This window comes from Nonomuraea dietziae, from assembly GCF_014195505.1.
In the GTDB taxonomy this organism is placed as follows: Bacteria; Actinomycetota; Actinomycetes; order Streptosporangiales; family Streptosporangiaceae; genus Nonomuraea; species Nonomuraea roseola.
Map to the genome: position 1 here is coordinate 410190 of NZ_JACIBV010000001.1, position 16766 is coordinate 426955.

Genomic DNA, 16766 nt, shown 5'->3' on the forward strand with positions numbered 1-16766 from the left:
GGCGGCCCCGATAGCCGCGCCCCGCCCCCGCCCTTGCCGCCCACGCCGTGCGGCCCCTCACAGGAGACCCCATGACAGATCCCCGTCCTCGCAACGTCCTCGTCATCGGCGGTGGCGCGTCCGGCAACGCCGTGACCGTGTTGCTGCGGCGGGCGGGCACCACCGTGGACCTGGTCGAGGCACAACCCGACTGGAACGTCCTCGGCTCCGGCATCACCCTGCAGGGCAACGCGCTGCGCGTCCTGCGCGAACTGGGCGTATGGGACAAGGTCTGCAAGACCGGTTACGCCTTCGACTCCGTGGGCCTGGCCGCGCCCGACGGGAGGGTGTTCCACGTCCAACAGGGCATCCGCACGGGTGGCGAGGATCTGCCCGCGACCGCCGGCATGCAGCGGGCACAGCTTCAGGAGATCCTGTGCGAGGCCGTCCGCGCCAGCGGCGCGAGCGTGCGACTCGGCACCACCGCGAACGAGCTGATCCAGGATGGGACCGGTGTCACCGTCCGTTTCAGCGACGGCACCGAGGGGCGCTACGACCTCGTCATCGCCGCCGACGGCCTCAACTCCGCCACCCGCGCCATGATCGGCATCAGCGACAAGCCCGAGCCGACCGGCATGGCCATCTGGCGCGTCGCCACGCACCGCCCTGAGGGCGTGGAGCGCTCCGACCTGATCTACGGCGGCCCCTGCTACATCGCCGGTTACTGCCCCACCAGCCAGAACACCATGTACGCCTACCTCGTGGAGGCCAACCGCGACCGCACCGCCATCGACCCTGCCTCATACGCGGAGGAGATGCGCCGGCTGGCCGCGGGCTACGGCGGCGTGTGGCCGGAGATCGCCGCGAGCATCACCGACCCGGCCAAGGTCAACTACACGTGGTTCCACCGGCTGCTCGTCGAGGGCGCCTGGCACCGCGGCCGGGTCGTCCTGATCGGCGACGCCGCCCACGCCTGTCCCCCCACCCTCGCCCAGGGCGCGGCCATGTCGCTGGAAGACGCCTCCGTGCTGGCCGAGATGCTGAGCGAGGAGCAGGACTGGCGTTTTCTGGACGCCCTGCTGACCGGCTTCTACGAACGCCGGATCGACCGTGTCCGCATGGTGGTCGAGGCCTCGGTGCAACTCGGTCAGTGGCAGCTGGACGGCGTCCGGAACGCCGACATGCCCGGTCTGATGCACCGCACGATGTCCGTCATCAAGGAAACCCCGTGAACTCCGTGAGTCCGCTGAGCAGCGCAGCCACGATCGACGTGCACGCGCACGTCCTGCTCCCGCGGATCGAGGACGCCGTCGCAGGACGCCCCGCCCTGGCCGCCGCCCGCGCTCTCGAGGCCCGCCGCAACGGCCCCGAGGCCCTTGCCGTCAGCGGCCCGATGTTCCGCGACCGCGTCCCGAAACTGACCGACGTCAAGGCCCGGCTCGCCGCGATGGACGCCTCCGGGATCGACGTCCAACTGGTCTCGCCGTCCCCCTCGCACTACCACTACTGGGCCGAGGAGGCCCTGGCCCGCACGGTCTGGGAACAGGCCAACGCCGGCACCGCCGAGCACGTCGCCCAAGCCCCGGAACGACTGCACGGCCTCGGCCTCGTCCCACTCCAGCACCCGGCCCTCGCCGTCGAAGCGCTCGACCACGCCCTCGGCTTGGGCCTGCGCGGTGTCGAAATCTCCAGCCACGCGCCAGGGCGCGAGCTGTCGGACCCCGCATACGAACCGTTCTGGAAGCGTGCCGAGGAAACCGGGGCGATCCTCTTCCTGCACCCCTTCGGCTGCACACTCGACGAACGCCTCGACCGCTGGTACCTGTCCAACACCGTCGGCCAGCCCGCCGAGAACGCCGTCGCGCTCTCCCACCTCATCTTCTCCGGCGTCCTGGACAACCATCCCGGCTTGCGCGTCGTCGCCGCCCACGGCGGCGGCTACCTGCCCACCCACATCGGCCGCTCCGACCACGCCTGGCGTGCCCGCACCGACGCCCGCGGCTGCGCGCACCCGCCCAGCAGCTACCTCAAGCGGCTGTACTTCGACTCCCTTGTCCACGACCCGCACGTCCTGCGCGAACTGATCCGGGTGGCCGGCCCCGACCGGGTGCTGCTCGGCTCCGACTTCCCCTTCGACATGGGCACCGACGACCCGCTCGGCGCCCTGCGCGCCGTCGAGGACCTACCCGATCCCCACTTCCACGCCGTGCGCGGCGGCAACGCGGCAGCGCTGCTGTGCCTCACCTGAGGAGTCCGACATGACCAACCGTCTACTCACCCATTTGCGGCACGTCGACCTCGCCGTGCCGGACTACGACAAGCAACTCGACTTCTACGCCGGCGTCTGGGGCCTGACCAAGGTCGCCGAAGACTCCGGCATCTCCTTCCTGGCCGCCGAGGGCTCCCCCGAGCAGTACATCGTCCGGCTCCGCAAGGCCGGGGAGAAGCGCCTCGACCTCATCTCCTACGGTGCCGCGAGCCCCGCCGACGTGGACACGCTCGCCGAGCAACTGCTCTCGGGTGGCGTGCAGTTGATCTCCCAGCCCGGCAAGCTCGACACCCCCGGCGGCGGCTACGGCTTCCGCTTCTTCGACATCGACGGCCGCACCATCGAGGTCTCCGCCGACGTCGAGGCACGCAAGCACCGCCGTGTCGAGGAGAAGGAGGCCATCCCCGTCCGTCTCTCGCACGTCGTCCTGAACTCCACCGACATCAACGCCACCCGCGCCTGGTACGAGCAGCACCTCGACTTCCGGCTGTCCGACACGATGAGCATCCCGCACATGGGCGAGCTCATGCACTTCATGCGGATCAGCAACCAGCACCACTCCATGGCCATTGCCCGCGGCCCGCACACCTCCCTGCAACACCTCTCCTTCGAGATGCGCGGCATCGACGAGTACATGCGCGGCTCCGGTCGCGTGATGCGCTCCGGCGCCACCAAGATCTGGGGCCCCGGACGGCACATGGCGGGCGACAACACCTTCACGTACTTCCTCGACCCGCACGGCAACACCGTGGAGTACACCACCGAGCTCGAAGAGCTGGACGAGGACACCTGGCACCCGCACATCTACGACCTGACGAAGCCCGAGAACGCCGACCAGTGGGGCACGGCCAACCCAATGAACGAGATGATCGCCAAGGAGATGCACAACGACGTCGACCGCGGCGTCTTCGTCGCTCCGCCGGTCTGACCCCCTTGCCCCGGGGGCTCGGCGCACTCCCCGCTCTGCCATGCCCCCGCGCCCCCCGGCCTGTACCAACTCACCCAGATCCTGAGGATTGCCATGAGTTTCGCCAGGTACGAACAGCACGGTCGCCGCCGCGTCGCCACCGTGAAGGACGACGGACAGCCCGGGTCATGACCGACACCCCGGACACGAACTCCGCTCCTCCTCCCACAGCGGACGCGGCGGAACTCCAGGAGTTGCTTCCCGGAATCCACGCCTGGGTGCAGCCGGACGGGACCTGGTGGGTCAACAACGCCGGCGCGGTGGCCGGCGACGACGGGGTCCTGGTGATCGACACCTGCGCCACCGCGGCTCGCACCCGCCGGTTTCTCGACGCCGTGGACACGGCCACCGGCGGGGCGCCCGTCCGGCTGGCGGTGAACACCCATCAGCACGGTGACCACACCTACGGCAACAGCCTCCTCCCCTCCACGACAGTGATCGTCGGGCACAGCCGGATGCGGGAAGGGCTTCAGGCCGACCCGATCATCGACGGCTGCCCACCGCTGTGGAACCCGGTCCCGGACTGGGGGCCGGTGGCCCGCAGGCTTCCCGACATCTCGGCCGGCTCCGCACTCACCCTGCACGTCGCAGGTCGGCGGATCGAGCTGCTGCACCCCGGCCGCCCGGCGCACACCACCGGAGATCTGATCGCCTGGCTGCCCGAAGAACGCGTGCTGTTCTCCGGCGATCTGGTGTTCGCCGGACTCACCCCGCTGGTCTTCATGGGCTCGGTGGACGGGGCCCTCGCCGCGGTCGACTGGCTGGAGTCCCTGCAACCCGACGTCGTCGTCCCCGGCCACGGCCCGGTCCTCACCGGCACCGGCATCACCCGGGTCCTGGACGAGCACCGCCGCTATTACCGTCTCATCCTCGACACCGCCCAGGACGGGCTCTCCCGGGGTCTGACGCCCCTGCAGGCCGCCCGCCAGGTCGACCTGGGCGAGTTCACGGGCTGGGCCGACGCCGAACGGATCGTGCTCAACCTGCACCGCGTCTACGCCGACCACGCCGGCCGGGACCTCGACGTGATCGCCGCCTTCGGGAACGCGATCGCCTGGCTCGGCCGCCCAATGCACACCTCCGTCTGAAGGGAAGCGCGACTGTGCGGTTCGTGACCTACGCCGACGACGACGGTGATCGGGTCGGCGTCCTCCACCACGACCAGGTCCATCCCCTGGGTCGCGGCGTCACGATGCTCGGCCTCCTGCGCGACGGCACCCTGCGGGCGGCCGGTGAGCAGGCCCTGGCCGCGCCTGCCGCGACCCGGGCGGTCGGTGACCTTCAGCTGCGCGCGCCGATCCCCGATCCTCCCGCTGTGCGGGACTTCATGACCTTCGAACGGCACGTCGAAGGTGTCTCCAGACTCGGCGGAACCGACGCGACCGTCCCCGAACGCTGGTACGAGGCACCCGCGTTCTACTTCACCAACCCCTACGCGATCCTCGGCCCCGCCGACGACGTCCCCGTCCCGCCCGGCAGCCGGATGTTCGACCTGGAGCTGGAGGTCGCCGCCGTCATCGGCCGCACCGGCCGCGACATCCACCCCGACGACGCCGACGCCTACGTTGCCGGCTACACCATCCTCGTCGACTGGTCGGCCCGCGACGTCCAGTTCGCCGAGATGCAGGTCCGGCTCGGCCCCACCAAGGGCAAGGACACCGCCACCACCCTCGGACCGGTCCTGGTCACCCCCGACGAACTGCAACCCTGGCGCACCGACACCTCGTTCGACCTGACGATGACCGTCGAGATCAACGGCGAACGGCTGGGGCAGGACCGCTGGTCGTCCATGGCGTTCTCCTACGCCGACATGATCGCCTACGCCTCCCGTGGCACCGAGATCCGCCCCGGCGACGTCCTCGGCTCCGGCACCTGCGGCGGCGGCTGCCTCGCCGAACTGTGGGGTCGCGAAGGCCTGAACGCCCACCGCCCCCTGCAACCCGGCGACGTCGTCACCGTCACCGTCGAACAACTCGGCACCCTGACCACCCGCGTCGTGCCAGGAGTCGAGCCGATTCCCATCCCACCCGCACGACGGGGCCGGTAGGCCCAGTCTGTCCGGAACGGCGACCCCCGTGGGGTCGCCGTCGCCCGCCTAGCCGAACAGACGGTCACCACGCCCCCGAACACCCTTCGGCGGTCATCCTGCCGGTCCGGCAGACGTCGTAGCCGTGAAGCCCGAACCAGTACACGTCCAGCGTTGCGAGGGGAGTCCGATGAACGAGTTCGTCATCGTCGGTGCGAAGGTGTTCGACGGCGAGAAGAACCTGGGCCAGGTCGACGTGCACGTCGCCGACGGCGTCATCGTCTCGGTGGGCGGGCCGCGTGTCACCGGGGTGGAAGTCGTCGACGCCACCGGCGCAACCCTGCTGCCGGGCCTGATCGACGCACACACCCACACCGATGCCGCGATGCTGCGCCAGGCGCTGACCTTCGGCGTCACCACCGAACTCGACATGGGCTCGGTCCCCGCCACCATGAATCCGCTGCGCGCCGAGGTCGAGGCCGACCGGACTTTCGCGGACGTGCGGAGCGCCTCCTTTTCGCTCACCCACCCCGACGGCCACCCCCACCAGTTCCGGAAGGGCCTCAACGATCCGGTCTGGCCGACCGCGACCACCGTGGCGGAGGCGGCCGGGTTCGTCGACGACCGGATCAGCGAGGGCGCCGACTACATCAAGCTGATAGCCGAAAGTGGCGGGGCGTTCGGCTTCCAGTTGCCGCACGTACCACTGGAGATTCACACCGCCGTGATCGCCGAGGCGCACGCTCGCGGGAAAATGGTGATGGCCCACGCCATGACGCTGCACGAGACATCTGGCGACAGGGCACCCGCCTCGCGGCCGCATCCACGCTCGGCTCCCGGTGAACCCGCCGGGAGCGACGAGGGCGTGTCTCCTAATTCCGGGATGCGGTGCGAGTGGTCATGATTGTTGCGGCGAGTAGGACGCCGCCGAGGAAGGTCAGGGCGTACTTGTCGTAGCGGGTGGCGATGCCGCGCCACTGCTTCAGGCGGTTGAATGCCCGTTCCATGGTGTTGCGCTGCTTGTAGATCTCCTCGTCGAACGCTGGTGGGCGGCCGCCGGCCGAGCCTTTCTTCTGCGGGCCGCGATCTGGTCACGCCGTTCGGGGGATGGTGTGCTTGATCCGGCGTCGGCGCAGTTCGCGCCTTGGTTGAAGGGTGCGAGTACGCCTTGTCGGCCAGCAGCCGGACCTCCGGAGGCTCGGCGTCGGTGTAGCCAGACGCGAAGTAGTCGTCCAGCACGGCAGCAACTGGGAGGTGACAGAAAGCCTGCCTATGTGACAACTACCGTGCTTCGGCTCAGCCTCCCCCGCTCCTCGAGCGCGCGGAGCTTGCCAACTCAGGCGCACATCCGCCAACTGAAGCGCTAAGTCACATTCGTCGCCCAAAGCTGCTGACAGAACGTAGCGGTGATTACAGAGAGCTACTTTGGGGCTGGTGGCGCGGACCCGAGTGGGGGGCCGGTTAGGTGTGGTGTCTCAGGACGTTGGTTCCACGAGGTCCTCGATGGTCAGCTGCTGAGGGAAGGTGTCGAGCGGTTCCGGCGGCTGGTCGAAAGTGACACGGTAGTCGCTGCCAGACGTCCGGCTGATCGGCGGCTTCCCGCCCAGGGCGGCATGCGGCCGATCGTGGTTGTAGTAGTTCAGGAAGTCAGCGAGTGCGACGCGGCGTTCGTGCTCCGAGGTGTAGTCGCGCACGTAGGTCCACTCCCGGGTCAGTGTGCCGTTATAGCGTTCAACCTTCCCATTCGTCCGCGGCGTGTACGGCCTGGTCCGCTTGTGCTTCGTACCGGTCGCGGCGAGCGCATCACCCCAGGTCTGGGAGCGGTAGCAGGCGCCGTTGTCTGTCAGGACGCGACGGATCGGGGTGATGCCGTGGGCGGCGAAGAACGCTACTGCCCGGTGCCAGAAGGCGACCGCGGTGACGGCTCTCTCGTCGTCCAGGGCCTCGGTGTAGGCGAGCCGGGAGTGGTCGTCGAGCGCGGAATGCAGGTACGTGTAACCGACCTTTCCGGTGCCGGGACCAGCATGTTTGGAGGCGCGGGCGGCGTCTGTGCCCACGCCGTGCATGCGCCAGCCGCCGCCCTGCGGGATGCGTCCGAGCTTCTTGATGTCGACGTGGACCAGGTCACCGACCCGGTCGTGCTCGTAGCGGATGACCTCGCGTAGCAGCTCGCCGGTCGGCGGGTCGAGGTCACGGAGCCGGTTGAGTCCTCGCCTCACCAGGATGCGGTGGACGGTCGCTGGCGCGACCGTGACGCCGTGCAGCCGCTGAAGGTCGGCGGCGAGCCGCGCGGGCCCATGCTTGGTCTGCCGCCGCAATGCCTCCACCAGGTCAGCTATGTCCTCGGCGGTGCGGGCCGGGCTCGTGGCGGGGCGGGAGGAGTGGTCAAGCAGGCCGTTCTCGCCGTGTGCGCGCCAGCGGGCGTACCACTTGGCCAGGCAGCGGCGCGATAGCCCGGCCTCGGCAGCGATGTGCGCGATCGGCCGGCCAGCGTCGATCCGCAGGCACAACCGCAGACGTCCCTCCGGGGTCAGCGGTGCGTTCCAGTGCCCCTGCTGTTGGCGCTCCTGGACTTGGCGGACGCGTTCATCGGGAGCCCTGGGATCTCAGGGCTCCCGCGTGAGCGGCTGTGCGTGGCGTCAACGTGCGAACTTTTCGATGGCTGCCGGGGTGACGGGGGTGAAGAAGTTGACGAGGTTGCCGTCGGGGTCGCGGAACAGCAGCGACCGGTTACCCCAGGGCATCGTGGTGGGCTCGGTGACGAAGTCGGTGACGAAGCCGGTCAGGTTCTGGTGAATGCGGTCCACGTCGTCGACGAGGAACTCGGTGATCACGCTCTGGTTGTCCGCCGGGCGGGCAGAGCCCGGGGCGAACAGTGGGACGGTACGGGTGCTGGCGATCGCGAGGGTGGCGTTGGGGGTCTTGAGTTCGGCGAAGTCCTCGGTGGCCCACGTCGCCCGCGCCCCTGTGGCTCGCTCGTAGAACTCGACCAGGCGCGCTACGTCGCTGGTAATGATGCGGATCGAGACGAAGTCCATGGGAATCTCCTTGGCTGTGCTGGAGGCGTGCACGTCGCAGACTAGGAGAAATAGTGGACAGAATCGGTCCTGTATTCGCGTTAGGCTGCGAACATGCCTCGACCAACCGCCCGCGTGCTGACACTCCTGGAGCTGCTGCAGTCGGGCGGCACCCGGACGGTGGCCGAACTCGCCGACCGGCTCGGCGTCGAAGGGCGCACCGTGCGGCGGTATGTGGACCAGCTGATCGACCTGGACGTGCCCGTGGAATCGGTGCGCGGCCGCTACGGCGGGTACCGGCTCGCCCCCGGGTACCGCTTGCCTCCGCTCATGCTGAGCGACGACGAGGCGCTGGCCGTGCTGCTCGGCCTGGTCGCAGGCCGCCGAGCAGGGTTGACGACGACGGAGAACACGGCAAGCGAGACGGCATCGGCGAAGATCCGGCGGGTGCTGCCCAAGCACATCGCCCGTCGGCTCGACACACTCCTGGAAGCTCTCGCCTTCACGGATCAGCCCGGCGAGTTCGACACCCCGGACGCCGAGGTCCTGCTCGCCATCGCCGATGCGGTGCGCCACCGCCGACCGGTCTCGATCCGCTACACCGACCGCGACGGACGGTGCAGCGAACGCACGCTGCACGCGTACGGGATCGTCGCCCATTCCGGCCGATGGTACGTCACGGGCAAGGACGCCCAGATCGGCAAGGACCGAACCTTCCGGCTCGATCGCATCGCAGACGCGAGGACCCTGCCCGGCTCATTCGAAGCGCCCGTGGGTCCCGGTCCGGCGCAGCGTGTTGTCAGCGTTCGCCACGGCCGAGTACCGGCATGAGGTGACCTTGCGGATCCACGGGACGGTCGGGCAGATCCGCGCCCGCCTTCCCGCCAGCGTCGCGAGCCTGGAGGAGTACGCGCCCGTGGCAGGCGAGGACCGGGCGACCGAGCGCTGGCTGCGCGTCGAGCTGCGGGTGGAGCGGCTCGACTGGTTGCCTCCGGTACTCGCCTCACTCGACCGGCCGTTCGTCGTCGAGCGCCCCGATGAACTGCGCAACCTCGTCATCGCGCTCGCCCAACGCCTCGCGTCCTACGCCCGCCAAGCCTGACAGCGAGGAACCAATGTCATGAGATGGCACAGTTAGGCGATGCTGACGCCGACCGGCGCACGCGCCAGACGCGGCCCTCGACGCCTGGCGACGCGATCGACGGGGCGGTCTGGGTCCGCCAGCTCGGCGAGCACGCCGCCGCCCGCACCGAGCTCGTCGAGAAGGTGCTGACCGTGTTCACCGCCGACCGCGAGCTGTTCACCCAGATCCGCGACGACTTGCTGCGCCGCCACGCACACCTGGAAGCGAGCACCACGGCGGCGCAGGAAGCCGCCGAGCGCTCCGAGCGCCGAGCCGCCAACGCCGAGCGCGACCGCGACATCGCCCGCGAGCAGGCCGATGAGGCGCAAGCCGCCCGGCAGGCCGCCGAGCGCCGCGCCGACGACGCCAGCGCCGAGGCGGCCGCCGCCCACCGCCAGGCCACCGAGGAGGTCCGCCGCGCCGAGCGGCGGGCCGCCCAGGCCGAGGGGCAGGCCCGCGGAGCCGAGGCCGCCCGCGAGCGCGCCGAGGCCGCGCTGACCGAGGTCCGGGAACTGGCGCAGGCGGAGCGGGAGCAGGCGGCCGAGGCTTCCGCCGCCCAGCAGGCCCGGATCGCCGAGCTGGCGCGCGCGGTGGCCACCAAGGACGCCGAGGTGCACGCCGCTCGGGAGCAGGCCGCCGAGCTGCGTCGGCGGCTGGAGGAGCAGGCCGGGCAGCTGCAGCGGCTCCAGAGTGACCTGGATCAGGCTCGGACCGAGACGAGGGCGGTACGGGAGGACCTCGGGCGCGAGCTGGGTGAGGTCCGCCGCCAGGCGGAGACGGAGACCGCACGGCTGCAGACCCAACTGGGCGAGGCTCAGCAGCAGGCCGCCAGCGCAGCCGTCGACGCTGCCGCTCGGATCTCCCGTGCCGAGACCGAGCGGGATCTGGCACGCGAGGAGGCGGGGCGCCTCCGTCGGGAGCTGGCCGAGTCCGTCGCCGAACGCGAGCGTCAACGCGCCCGTGCTGAGCAGGCCGAGGCGCAGGCACTACCGGAGGGCAGCACCGAGTAGCAGTCCGCGTTTCTGAAGGCCGCGCACCAGGCGCATGATGGAAGGCAGGGGAGGGCTCAGCCAGCCGATCGCTCACGGCCGTGGGATAGAGAGCTGCGGGGAAGCCATGGTCAAGAAGCCGCTAGGTGACCTGGTCATGCTGATCCCGCGCCGAGCTCACGTCTTGGTCCGCTCAGCGCCTGACACTCCATGGAGATGTAGCTGTAGCGCCATGCGATCAGTCAGTAGGCAGGAGTCACACTGGGGAGGTTGCCGTCCCTGGCGAGGGAGCCTGCGCGTATGTCTCAGCACTCTGCTGACCATGAGTCTTACGTCACAACGGGCCTGCCGACTTTGGATGCCGCCCTGGGCGGGGGGCTGCTTCCCGGGGGCTTTTACGTGTTGGCCGGCAGAGGTATCTCCGGCAAGTCCCTTCTTGCTCAGAAGCTGGTGCTGGCGGCGGCCCGCCAAGGCTGGCAGGTCGTGGCGGCTTATCTGGAGGGTTCCACGAAGTCCTTCGCCGAGCGTCTTGTGTCGATCATGACCGGTCTGCCCGTCAGATCGGTCATGGAGGTGGGTCGCCTGCCCGAGGACGACAGGCACGCGGTTGAGGCGGCGGTGCAAGAGCTGAGGACGCTGAGTCTGGCGTGGTTCGAAGGGCCCAGCTTCGTCGACGGACGGCCCGTCGATTGGGCGGACTGGTTGCAGCGCCTCCGGGTGAGCGTTCAGATCCAGCGGGGACGTGGCCCCCAGGTGGGGTTGGTGCTCATTGACTACCTTCAGCTGGTGCCCCGGGATGACTCCGTTTCGCCCAGCAGCCGAGCTGTCCACGACATGGTCGGCGGTGGCCTTGCCGATCTGGCCACCAACCTGCAGGTACCGGTGCTGTTGGTGAGCCAGCTCGACCGGCCTGCCGAGGACACCTCGCCGACGCCGCCGACGTTGACGGACCTGGATGCGATCGCCCCGGTGCTCGCCCAACGCGCGACGGGCATCCTGTTGGTTCATCGTGACGACGTCGACATTTCCGGCCAGGATGACGCTGGGCAGATCGATATCATCGTCGCCAAGGCGCCGCCCCTCGGCACGTCGACAGTCGCGCCACTGATGTGGGTGGGGCACATCGGCACCGCCACCGACCCTGAGCTGCTTCCTCCGCTCCTGCGTGAGCGGCTCGCCACACCGGCGATTCACGTTGCTGACGTTCTCGCCGAGGTCCTGCAGGGCATGCCGGACCACATTCGGCGCCGAGTCCAGGACCCGCCCCAGCCTCAGTAGGCGGGGCCACGCCAGTCACTCGGTCAAGGTGATTTGCCGGCGAGTCTTCACGTCGGCAACCTATTCCAGCGAGTCAAGGCCGGGCGCGGGTACGGCTATCGGGCCCGGACTCCTACTCTCTGCACCGTCAGCTACCGCAGGAGTTCGCCGACCGCCGCACGATAGACAGCGGGCAGGACACCATCTCGCAGCACCCTGACAAGATTCCATTCGTGGGCTGTGACGTGGTGCAGCGCCGCAGCCAGAGCCAGCGCCCCCTGATCATCTGCGAGGCCGGCGATGATGGCATCCACGTCTTTCTCGTCCCAATCCGTCCCGCTTTGTTGGCTCATCCGACGGATCGCTGCGACAGCACTCGTCACCTTACCGAGCGCGTCCTCGGATAGGGGATGGGTTGCTATTTCGTCGTCGAAGTCTGCCCAGCCGTCAGCTGGCGCAGGTAGCATGCTCCCGCCTGGCCGCCTGAGGACTTCGGCCAACCCCCGGGTCCCCGGCCTTGAATAAGGACCCTCGTGCACGAGACCGACCAGCGCCTGAAAGATTTCCGCGGTACTTCGTGCGATCTGCGACCCACCGAGCGCGTCCCGCAGCCCCTCCGCGACCGTCTTACGTTGCTCGTCGCCGACATCAGCGAAACGCGCCAGAATGCGGGCAACCGCATGGAGATCGGTAGATATCGGCTCCTGCAGCACCCGAAGCCCGTGGGCGATGAGCCGGTCCCGCCACTTGGGCAAAGAGCGCGCCATCCCGTCGTCGATGAGCTCGAGCGCCAGCCTCGGCCCGATGGGAACGACGTGGCCCAGCCGGGCGTGGGCGCCGTCATCGATCGATTCCACGAGTTCGACCAGAGCCTTGTGCTCGTGGTGTTGAGGGGTGGAGAACAGCCGACCGGCGGCGAAGATCCACGTATTGCGCCAGTGGGGGCTGGGGGCAGCTGTGCGCAGGCGCGCGGTCACGACATCCAGCGGGCCCGCAGTGAGGTACATCGCGGCCATGAGTTCTTGCAGGGACCGCACGTCGAATCCGTAGCCTTCATCTCCGCGGGGCGCGATGAGCACCAGACGCCGAGTAGCGGCTGCGACGATCTTGGAACGCAGGTCCGCGTCGATACCCGAGGGCTTGAAGCCAGCTTCGTGCAGCACCTCCCAGGTGAAGTCCTCCAGTTCCTGGTGGGTGAGGGTGGCGTTGGAGCGGTCGCCGGCTTCGCTGCGGGCCTGAAGTTCGAACCCGATGCGTTCGTGCAGCTGCTGAATCTGCTGTCCATGCTCCTGGAGGATCCGGTTCAAGCTGGTCTGCTTGTCCCGCTCTCGCCTGAAGACGATGTCGTAATAACCCCAAAACAGGCTGAACCGGTCAGGCGCCAAGCGGCCTGCCGCGCCGACGATAATCGTCATAATGAGCACCTGCAACGGCGTACGCAGCAAATTCCGTAACGCTTCGTCCTCGGCTGCCTTCTCCAGCTGTCGGACGACCTTCTCGATTCGGTCGAGATCGTTGCGAAGTCGAACCTTCGTCACCAAGGTGCCGTAGTGCACAGCTTGGCGAGGTTCAAGATAGTCCAGATCGATGCGCTCGAACTGCGTGGGGGCGATGTTCTCGGTGTAGCCGATCGGCCGGGTGGTGAGCACGACGAACAGGTCGCAATCGTCGGCTTCGGCGTGGGTGACGAGCTCGGTGACCCGCTCGATGAGCCGCTTGCGCACGGTCGGTTCCGTAACTTCGTCCAGCCCATCCAGCACCAGGAACCAGGGCCAGCGCTTCATCCACGCGAGAAGCGCACTGGGCATGACGTTGCCGAGATTCGAGCGCTTGGAGACTCTCTCGGCGATGTAGCGGATCAGGGTCGAGTCTTCCTCGAACCCATGCTCGTGGGCATACTCGGCAAGGTCAATGCGCATGGCCCAGCGCCGATGCTGGGGCATCGCTCTGCCGAACCGCTTGAGCGCCCCCTCCATACCGGAGATCACTTCCTGGTGTTCCCTACTCAGGTCACTCGCGCCAGCGAGCATGGCAGCCCGGTAGGCCTGGACGAGGAACTTGGAGATGGTGGTCTTCCCGTTGCCGGGGGCGCCGGCGACGATGAGATGGCGTGGCCGCTGTGCATGGTCAGCTTGGGCCGCAGCATGTGCTCGCCGCGGTCGAGCACATGCTGGATCACGCTCCCGCGCTCAGTCTCGTTTCTGAGTGTGACCGGTAGGTCGATGGCCACCTGGTGAACTGGGAGACCGTTCCCGTCGCCGCTGCCGGCCTCGTCGAAGTAGATGGTGCCTTCGCCGATCAACGTGGTGCGAGCGTGAGCGCGCAGGCCTGGTTCAAGTCGCTCAATGGGAAGGGAACCGGTGAATTCGGCCAGGTTGGCGAACACGTCGGCTGCCGTGAGGAAGCCGGGGAAAGCCTGTCGCACGCCTGGATACATAGTCAGCAGGGCCTGGATCTGGTTGCCGTCCCACAGGCGCCACTTGCGTAACCGCGAGATACGGGCGTGCTTGGCCTTCCGCTCGGCGCCCGTGCCGACATCGCGGCTGCCATCTGCCAGGTCGTTGACATAGCGCTGGATGTTCTGGTTCAGCCAGTCATGGCCACCAGAGTTGGGTACCGGAGTCAGCGGGACGTTGGTGATGATGACGAGGTGGTCAGGGACGGGGTTCCTGCCGGAGGAGGGATCGGCCCATGTCTCCAGCTCGTCTCGGATGTGCCCCCACAGCCAGGCCGCATCATCGGCTGGTCGCGCCGTCAGTTGCTTCTTGTGCTTGACCTGGAAGACCGTGTACCCGTCCCAGACCTCGCCATCTTGTTCATCGGTCCTCTGCCAGACAAGCGAACCTTTGCAGTACAGGTCTCGGCCGCCGTCGCGGCCCGCCCCCATCACCTGAACACCCGAGCCGAACGTCTGCACGGCGAGCGCCGCCGCGAGATCTTGAAACCCGATGGTGCCCAGCTGCTCCAGGTTGTACGCCACTGCGTACCTTTCTCACGCCTGCGGGCGCCCGCACCAAGGAAGATCCAGAGCGATCAATCTATCGTCTGACAGCCCCGAGCCGCCCACGTTGCCGGGGATCTGGCCGGATTCGCGCCTTTGGAAGAGGATCGCCCAGCCGCGGCGAAATCGCGGACCGGCTCGCTGCGACGCGCTGAGCATCGCGGCGCAATCACTTCGGCCAGAACCGCGACAGCGGTTCATCGCGCAGGACGACGCCCATGCAGCCATGGCGGCCAGGAACAGGCCAGCTCATGACGGCCGACCCTGCCAGGGCAATCGAGGCCTGGCTCCGGTTCGGACGGACGGTTGAGGAGCATCGCACGGCGCGGCATCCGCGACGACACCAGATGCCGCCCCTAAGATTCCGGTGGTCATCCGCGAGGGGAGACACACCATGGGCAAGCCCAACCCGCAGCATCGCCGCGCGAAGAAGGCAGCACGTCGCAAGCAGCGGCTCACCAGCCGCCAGACGAGCCCGGAGCGGTCCAGCAGGCAGCAGACGGCCTCGCTTGCGCCACTGCCTGCGCCCGGGCCCACGTTGGCCGATCTCGGCTGGCTGCCACCCGTGAGCCGGCTGGTCCCGCTCGAAACACCACGAACGCTGGAGCAGCTGGCCCGCCGCCACGGGATGACCGACGACGCTCACGTCTCCGTCGACGGCCAGTGGTGGACTCCCGAGGAATTCCGTGCCCTGAAGTGGATCGACGAGCTCTGCGACGACGAGGCTGATCAGGCCCGTGACGACATCCTGGCTCACTACGGGGAAAAGATCCCCGCCGACCTCGCCCTGCTGGACTTCAGCGCCCGCAACTTCATCGGCGTCACGACCTGGAACGACTACTGCATCGAAACTGAAGCCGAGCACCTCACAGCTCTCGCCCAGACGCCCGACCTGCGCGAAGCGCTCGGCATTCTGCACCGCGAAGGCTGGATCACCCCCATGGCCGACGGCCTCCTTTCCGCTCCCGGCCTCTTCCTGCAGCCGGTGCCGCCCGCGCCGTCGTACGTGCGTCGTTGGCCCACCGCCAGCCACCTGCATGCGCGGTTCCGGCTCGACCCGCTTCCCGCGGACGAGATCCCGACCCTGGACGAACTGCTCTATGCCTGCGAGTTCCAGTTTGCCTTCCAAGGTCTGCACCCGGTCGCTGGCACGACCTGGACCCCAAAGCAGTTCAGCCGCCACCCCTGGCTGGCCGCAGGGGAAGGCGAGCCCGACCCGCTGATGGTCGATGAATACGAGCGCATCCTTATCCGCTACGGTGACCATATCCCCGCAGACCAAGCGGTCTTGGACCTCGCGGCCGTGGCCTTGCCCTACATTGTCACCGGCAACTTCGACGTCCTCGATGATGAGCAGCTCGTTTTGGCCTTCACCCAGACCGACGACCTTCGCCAAGCCTTCGGCACCCTGCATCGCGACGGCTTGCTCGTCCCGCTGGCCAACGGTCTGCTCCTGGCACCCGGTCTCGCCAAGGTCATCGACGAGACCTGATCGAAACGCTCCGGGTCACTGCGCGCTCAGGGTCCGTGGCCATGATCTGATCGCCCCTTGATTCGACTGGCCAGGGCTGTGGTTCCAGTCATAGGTGAGCCTGAGGACCCAGTGCTCCTCCACCGGGACGAGGACGGCCAGACGCCCGTCGCGTTCGACGACCTCGTGGTCGCCCAGCCGTGTGCATGCGGGGGTCGAGGCCGCCCTAGTCACGACCCCGACAGGCTCAGCTCGGTCGGCATTGCCTTCGGTTGTCATGTTGTGCTTCCCCAGGGAATGTTGAGGACCGCGACCTCGTCCGCAGTGTCACCCGCGCGTTCGGGCAGGACGGCCGGCCCGTGACTACCGTACGGGGACGGCGAGCTCGCGGCCGTAGTAGAAGCCTTCCCGCTCGTCGACCACGTAAGGGGCCATGGCTTCACGTCGATGTGTCTCGCCCTCGGAGGTCCGCCAGGAGTCGCACGCCTCCTTCGTATCCCAGAACGACACCCCGGTGATCTCCTGTTGGTCCTCGGACCAGTACGCGTAGGCGTGGCGCAGTCCCTGCGGGTAGGGGGCCGGGCGCCATGCCCTTTCGAACTCCTCCAACGTCCCCGGCTGGATGCGGCGCGTCGTCACCCAGACGAAGTGCTCCCTCATCGTGGTC

At 68.3% G+C, this 16766-nt stretch carries 15 protein-coding genes and 2 pseudogenes; 10 read left to right on the forward strand and 7 right to left on the reverse strand.

The genetic code is table 11. The annotated features are described in order from the left end of the window. Positions 1-71 precede the first annotated feature (71 nt). From FHR33_RS02080 to FHR33_RS02100, 5 genes are all read left to right on the forward strand, one after another. Complete coding sequence (locus FHR33_RS02080; RefSeq protein ID WP_183642699.1) at positions 72-1211, forward strand: FAD-dependent oxidoreductase; 1140 nt, start codon at positions 72-74, stop codon at positions 1209-1211. After that, positions 1208-2227: an amidohydrolase family protein gene (locus FHR33_RS02085; RefSeq protein WP_312895321.1), complete on the forward strand. Its 1020-nt coding sequence runs from the start codon at positions 1208-1210 to the stop codon at positions 2225-2227. Before FHR33_RS02080 ends, FHR33_RS02085 begins: the two co-directional genes overlap by 4 nt. 10 nt (positions 2228-2237) lie before the next feature. Beyond that, positions 2238-3176 (forward strand): VOC family protein, encoded by a 939-nt coding sequence (locus FHR33_RS02090; RefSeq protein WP_183642702.1) that lies wholly within the window; start codon positions 2238-2240, stop codon positions 3174-3176. Positions 3177-3343: 167 nt separating this feature from the next. Continuing rightward, complete coding sequence (locus FHR33_RS02095) at positions 3344-4303, forward strand: MBL fold metallo-hydrolase (RefSeq protein ID WP_183642705.1); 960 nt, start codon at positions 3344-3346, stop codon at positions 4301-4303. Between the two features lie 14 nt (positions 4304-4317). Next, complete coding sequence (locus FHR33_RS02100) at positions 4318-5262, forward strand: fumarylacetoacetate hydrolase family protein (RefSeq protein ID WP_312895322.1); 945 nt, start codon at positions 4318-4320, stop codon at positions 5260-5262. Between the two features lie 64 nt (positions 5263-5326). Here the strand turns inward: FHR33_RS02100 and FHR33_RS49670 are convergent, their stop codons facing one another. From FHR33_RS49670 to FHR33_RS02120, 4 genes and pseudogenes are all read right to left on the reverse strand, one after another. Continuing rightward, complete coding sequence (locus tag FHR33_RS49670) at positions 5327-6010, reverse strand: hypothetical protein (RefSeq protein ID WP_246451585.1); 684 nt, start codon at positions 6008-6010, stop codon at positions 5327-5329. A gap of 95 nt (positions 6011-6105) precedes the next feature. Further along, a pseudogene (locus tag FHR33_RS49675) lies at positions 6106-6480 on the reverse strand (transposase); the annotation flags it as partial. 335 nt (positions 6481-6815) lie between these two features. Then, a pseudogene (locus FHR33_RS02115) lies at positions 6816-7790 on the reverse strand (IS481 family transposase); the annotation flags it as partial. Between the two features lie 90 nt (positions 7791-7880). Continuing rightward, positions 7881-8279, reverse strand: a complete 399-nt coding sequence (locus FHR33_RS02120) for a VOC family protein (protein ID WP_183642711.1) — start codon at positions 8277-8279, stop codon at positions 7881-7883. A 114-nt stretch (positions 8280-8393) separates the two neighbouring features. Between FHR33_RS02120 and FHR33_RS02125 the strand changes: the two genes are divergently transcribed. The 4 genes from FHR33_RS02125 (at position 8394) to FHR33_RS02135 (ending at position 11648) form a co-directional block, all read left to right on the forward strand. Further along, positions 8394-9089, forward strand: coding sequence for a helix-turn-helix transcriptional regulator (locus tag FHR33_RS02125; protein ID WP_312895323.1), 696 nt, complete (start codon positions 8394-8396; stop codon positions 9087-9089). Between the two features lies 1 nt (position 9090). Continuing rightward, positions 9091-9360 carry a WCX domain-containing protein gene (locus tag FHR33_RS51510; protein ID WP_312895324.1) on the forward strand — a complete coding sequence of 90 codons (270 nt, stop codon included), beginning with the start codon at positions 9091-9093 and terminating at the stop codon, positions 9358-9360. 23 nt (positions 9361-9383) lie between these two features. Beyond that, on the forward strand, positions 9384-10391 hold the full coding sequence (locus FHR33_RS02130; protein WP_183642714.1) for a coiled-coil domain-containing protein: 1008 nt from the start codon (positions 9384-9386) through the stop codon (positions 10389-10391). 279 nt (positions 10392-10670) lie between these two features. Then, positions 10671-11648: a DnaB-like helicase C-terminal domain-containing protein gene (locus FHR33_RS02135; protein WP_183642717.1), complete on the forward strand. Its 978-nt coding sequence runs from the start codon at positions 10671-10673 to the stop codon at positions 11646-11648. 131 nt (positions 11649-11779) lie between these two features. Here the strand turns inward: FHR33_RS02135 and FHR33_RS02140 are convergent, their stop codons facing one another. Continuing rightward, positions 11780-13657 (reverse strand): NACHT domain-containing protein, encoded by a 1878-nt coding sequence (locus tag FHR33_RS02140; protein WP_183642719.1) that lies wholly within the window; start codon positions 13655-13657, stop codon positions 11780-11782. Then, on the reverse strand, positions 13633-14607 hold the full coding sequence (locus tag FHR33_RS02145) for a hypothetical protein (protein WP_183642722.1): 975 nt from the start codon (positions 14605-14607) through the stop codon (positions 13633-13635). Before FHR33_RS02145 ends, FHR33_RS02140 begins: the two co-directional genes overlap by 25 nt. Before the next feature lie 415 nt (positions 14608-15022). Here FHR33_RS02145 and FHR33_RS02150 point away from each other — a divergent pair, with 415 nt between their 5' ends. Next, positions 15023-16120: a hypothetical protein gene (locus tag FHR33_RS02150; protein WP_183642725.1), complete on the forward strand. Its 1098-nt coding sequence runs from the start codon at positions 15023-15025 to the stop codon at positions 16118-16120. A gap of 342 nt (positions 16121-16462) precedes the next feature. On the opposite strand, the gene FHR33_RS02155 is transcribed toward FHR33_RS02150, so the two are convergent. Next, positions 16463-16759: a hypothetical protein gene (locus FHR33_RS02155; RefSeq protein ID WP_183642728.1), complete on the reverse strand. Its 297-nt coding sequence runs from the start codon at positions 16757-16759 to the stop codon at positions 16463-16465. Positions 16760-16766: the final 7 nt, after the last annotated feature.

Excerpts from the sequence above, each read along its gene's own strand:
- FHR33_RS02155 (WP_183642728.1), bottom strand. The coding sequence starts at position 16,759 with ATGAGGGAGCACTTCGTCTGGGTGACGACGCGCCGCATCCAGCCGGGG.
- FHR33_RS02120 (WP_183642711.1), bottom strand. The coding sequence starts at position 8,279 with ATGGACTTCGTCTCGATCCGCATCATTACCAGCGACGTAGCGCGCCTG.
- FHR33_RS02130 (WP_183642714.1), top strand. The coding sequence starts at position 9,384 with ATGGCACAGTTAGGCGATGCTGACGCCGACCGGCGCACGCGCCAGACG.
- FHR33_RS02140 (WP_183642719.1), bottom strand. The coding sequence starts at position 13,657 with ATGCTCGCTGGCGCGAGTGACCTGAGTAGGGAACACCAGGAAGTGATC.
- FHR33_RS02095 (WP_183642705.1), top strand. The coding sequence starts at position 3,344 with ATGACCGACACCCCGGACACGAACTCCGCTCCTCCTCCCACAGCGGAC.
- FHR33_RS02150 (WP_183642725.1), top strand. The coding sequence starts at position 15,023 with ATGGGCAAGCCCAACCCGCAGCATCGCCGCGCGAAGAAGGCAGCACGT.
- FHR33_RS02080 (WP_183642699.1), top strand. The coding sequence starts at position 72 with ATGACAGATCCCCGTCCTCGCAACGTCCTCGTCATCGGCGGTGGCGCG.
- FHR33_RS02135 (WP_183642717.1), top strand. The coding sequence starts at position 10,671 with ATGTCTCAGCACTCTGCTGACCATGAGTCTTACGTCACAACGGGCCTG.
- FHR33_RS02090 (WP_183642702.1), top strand. The coding sequence starts at position 2,238 with ATGACCAACCGTCTACTCACCCATTTGCGGCACGTCGACCTCGCCGTG.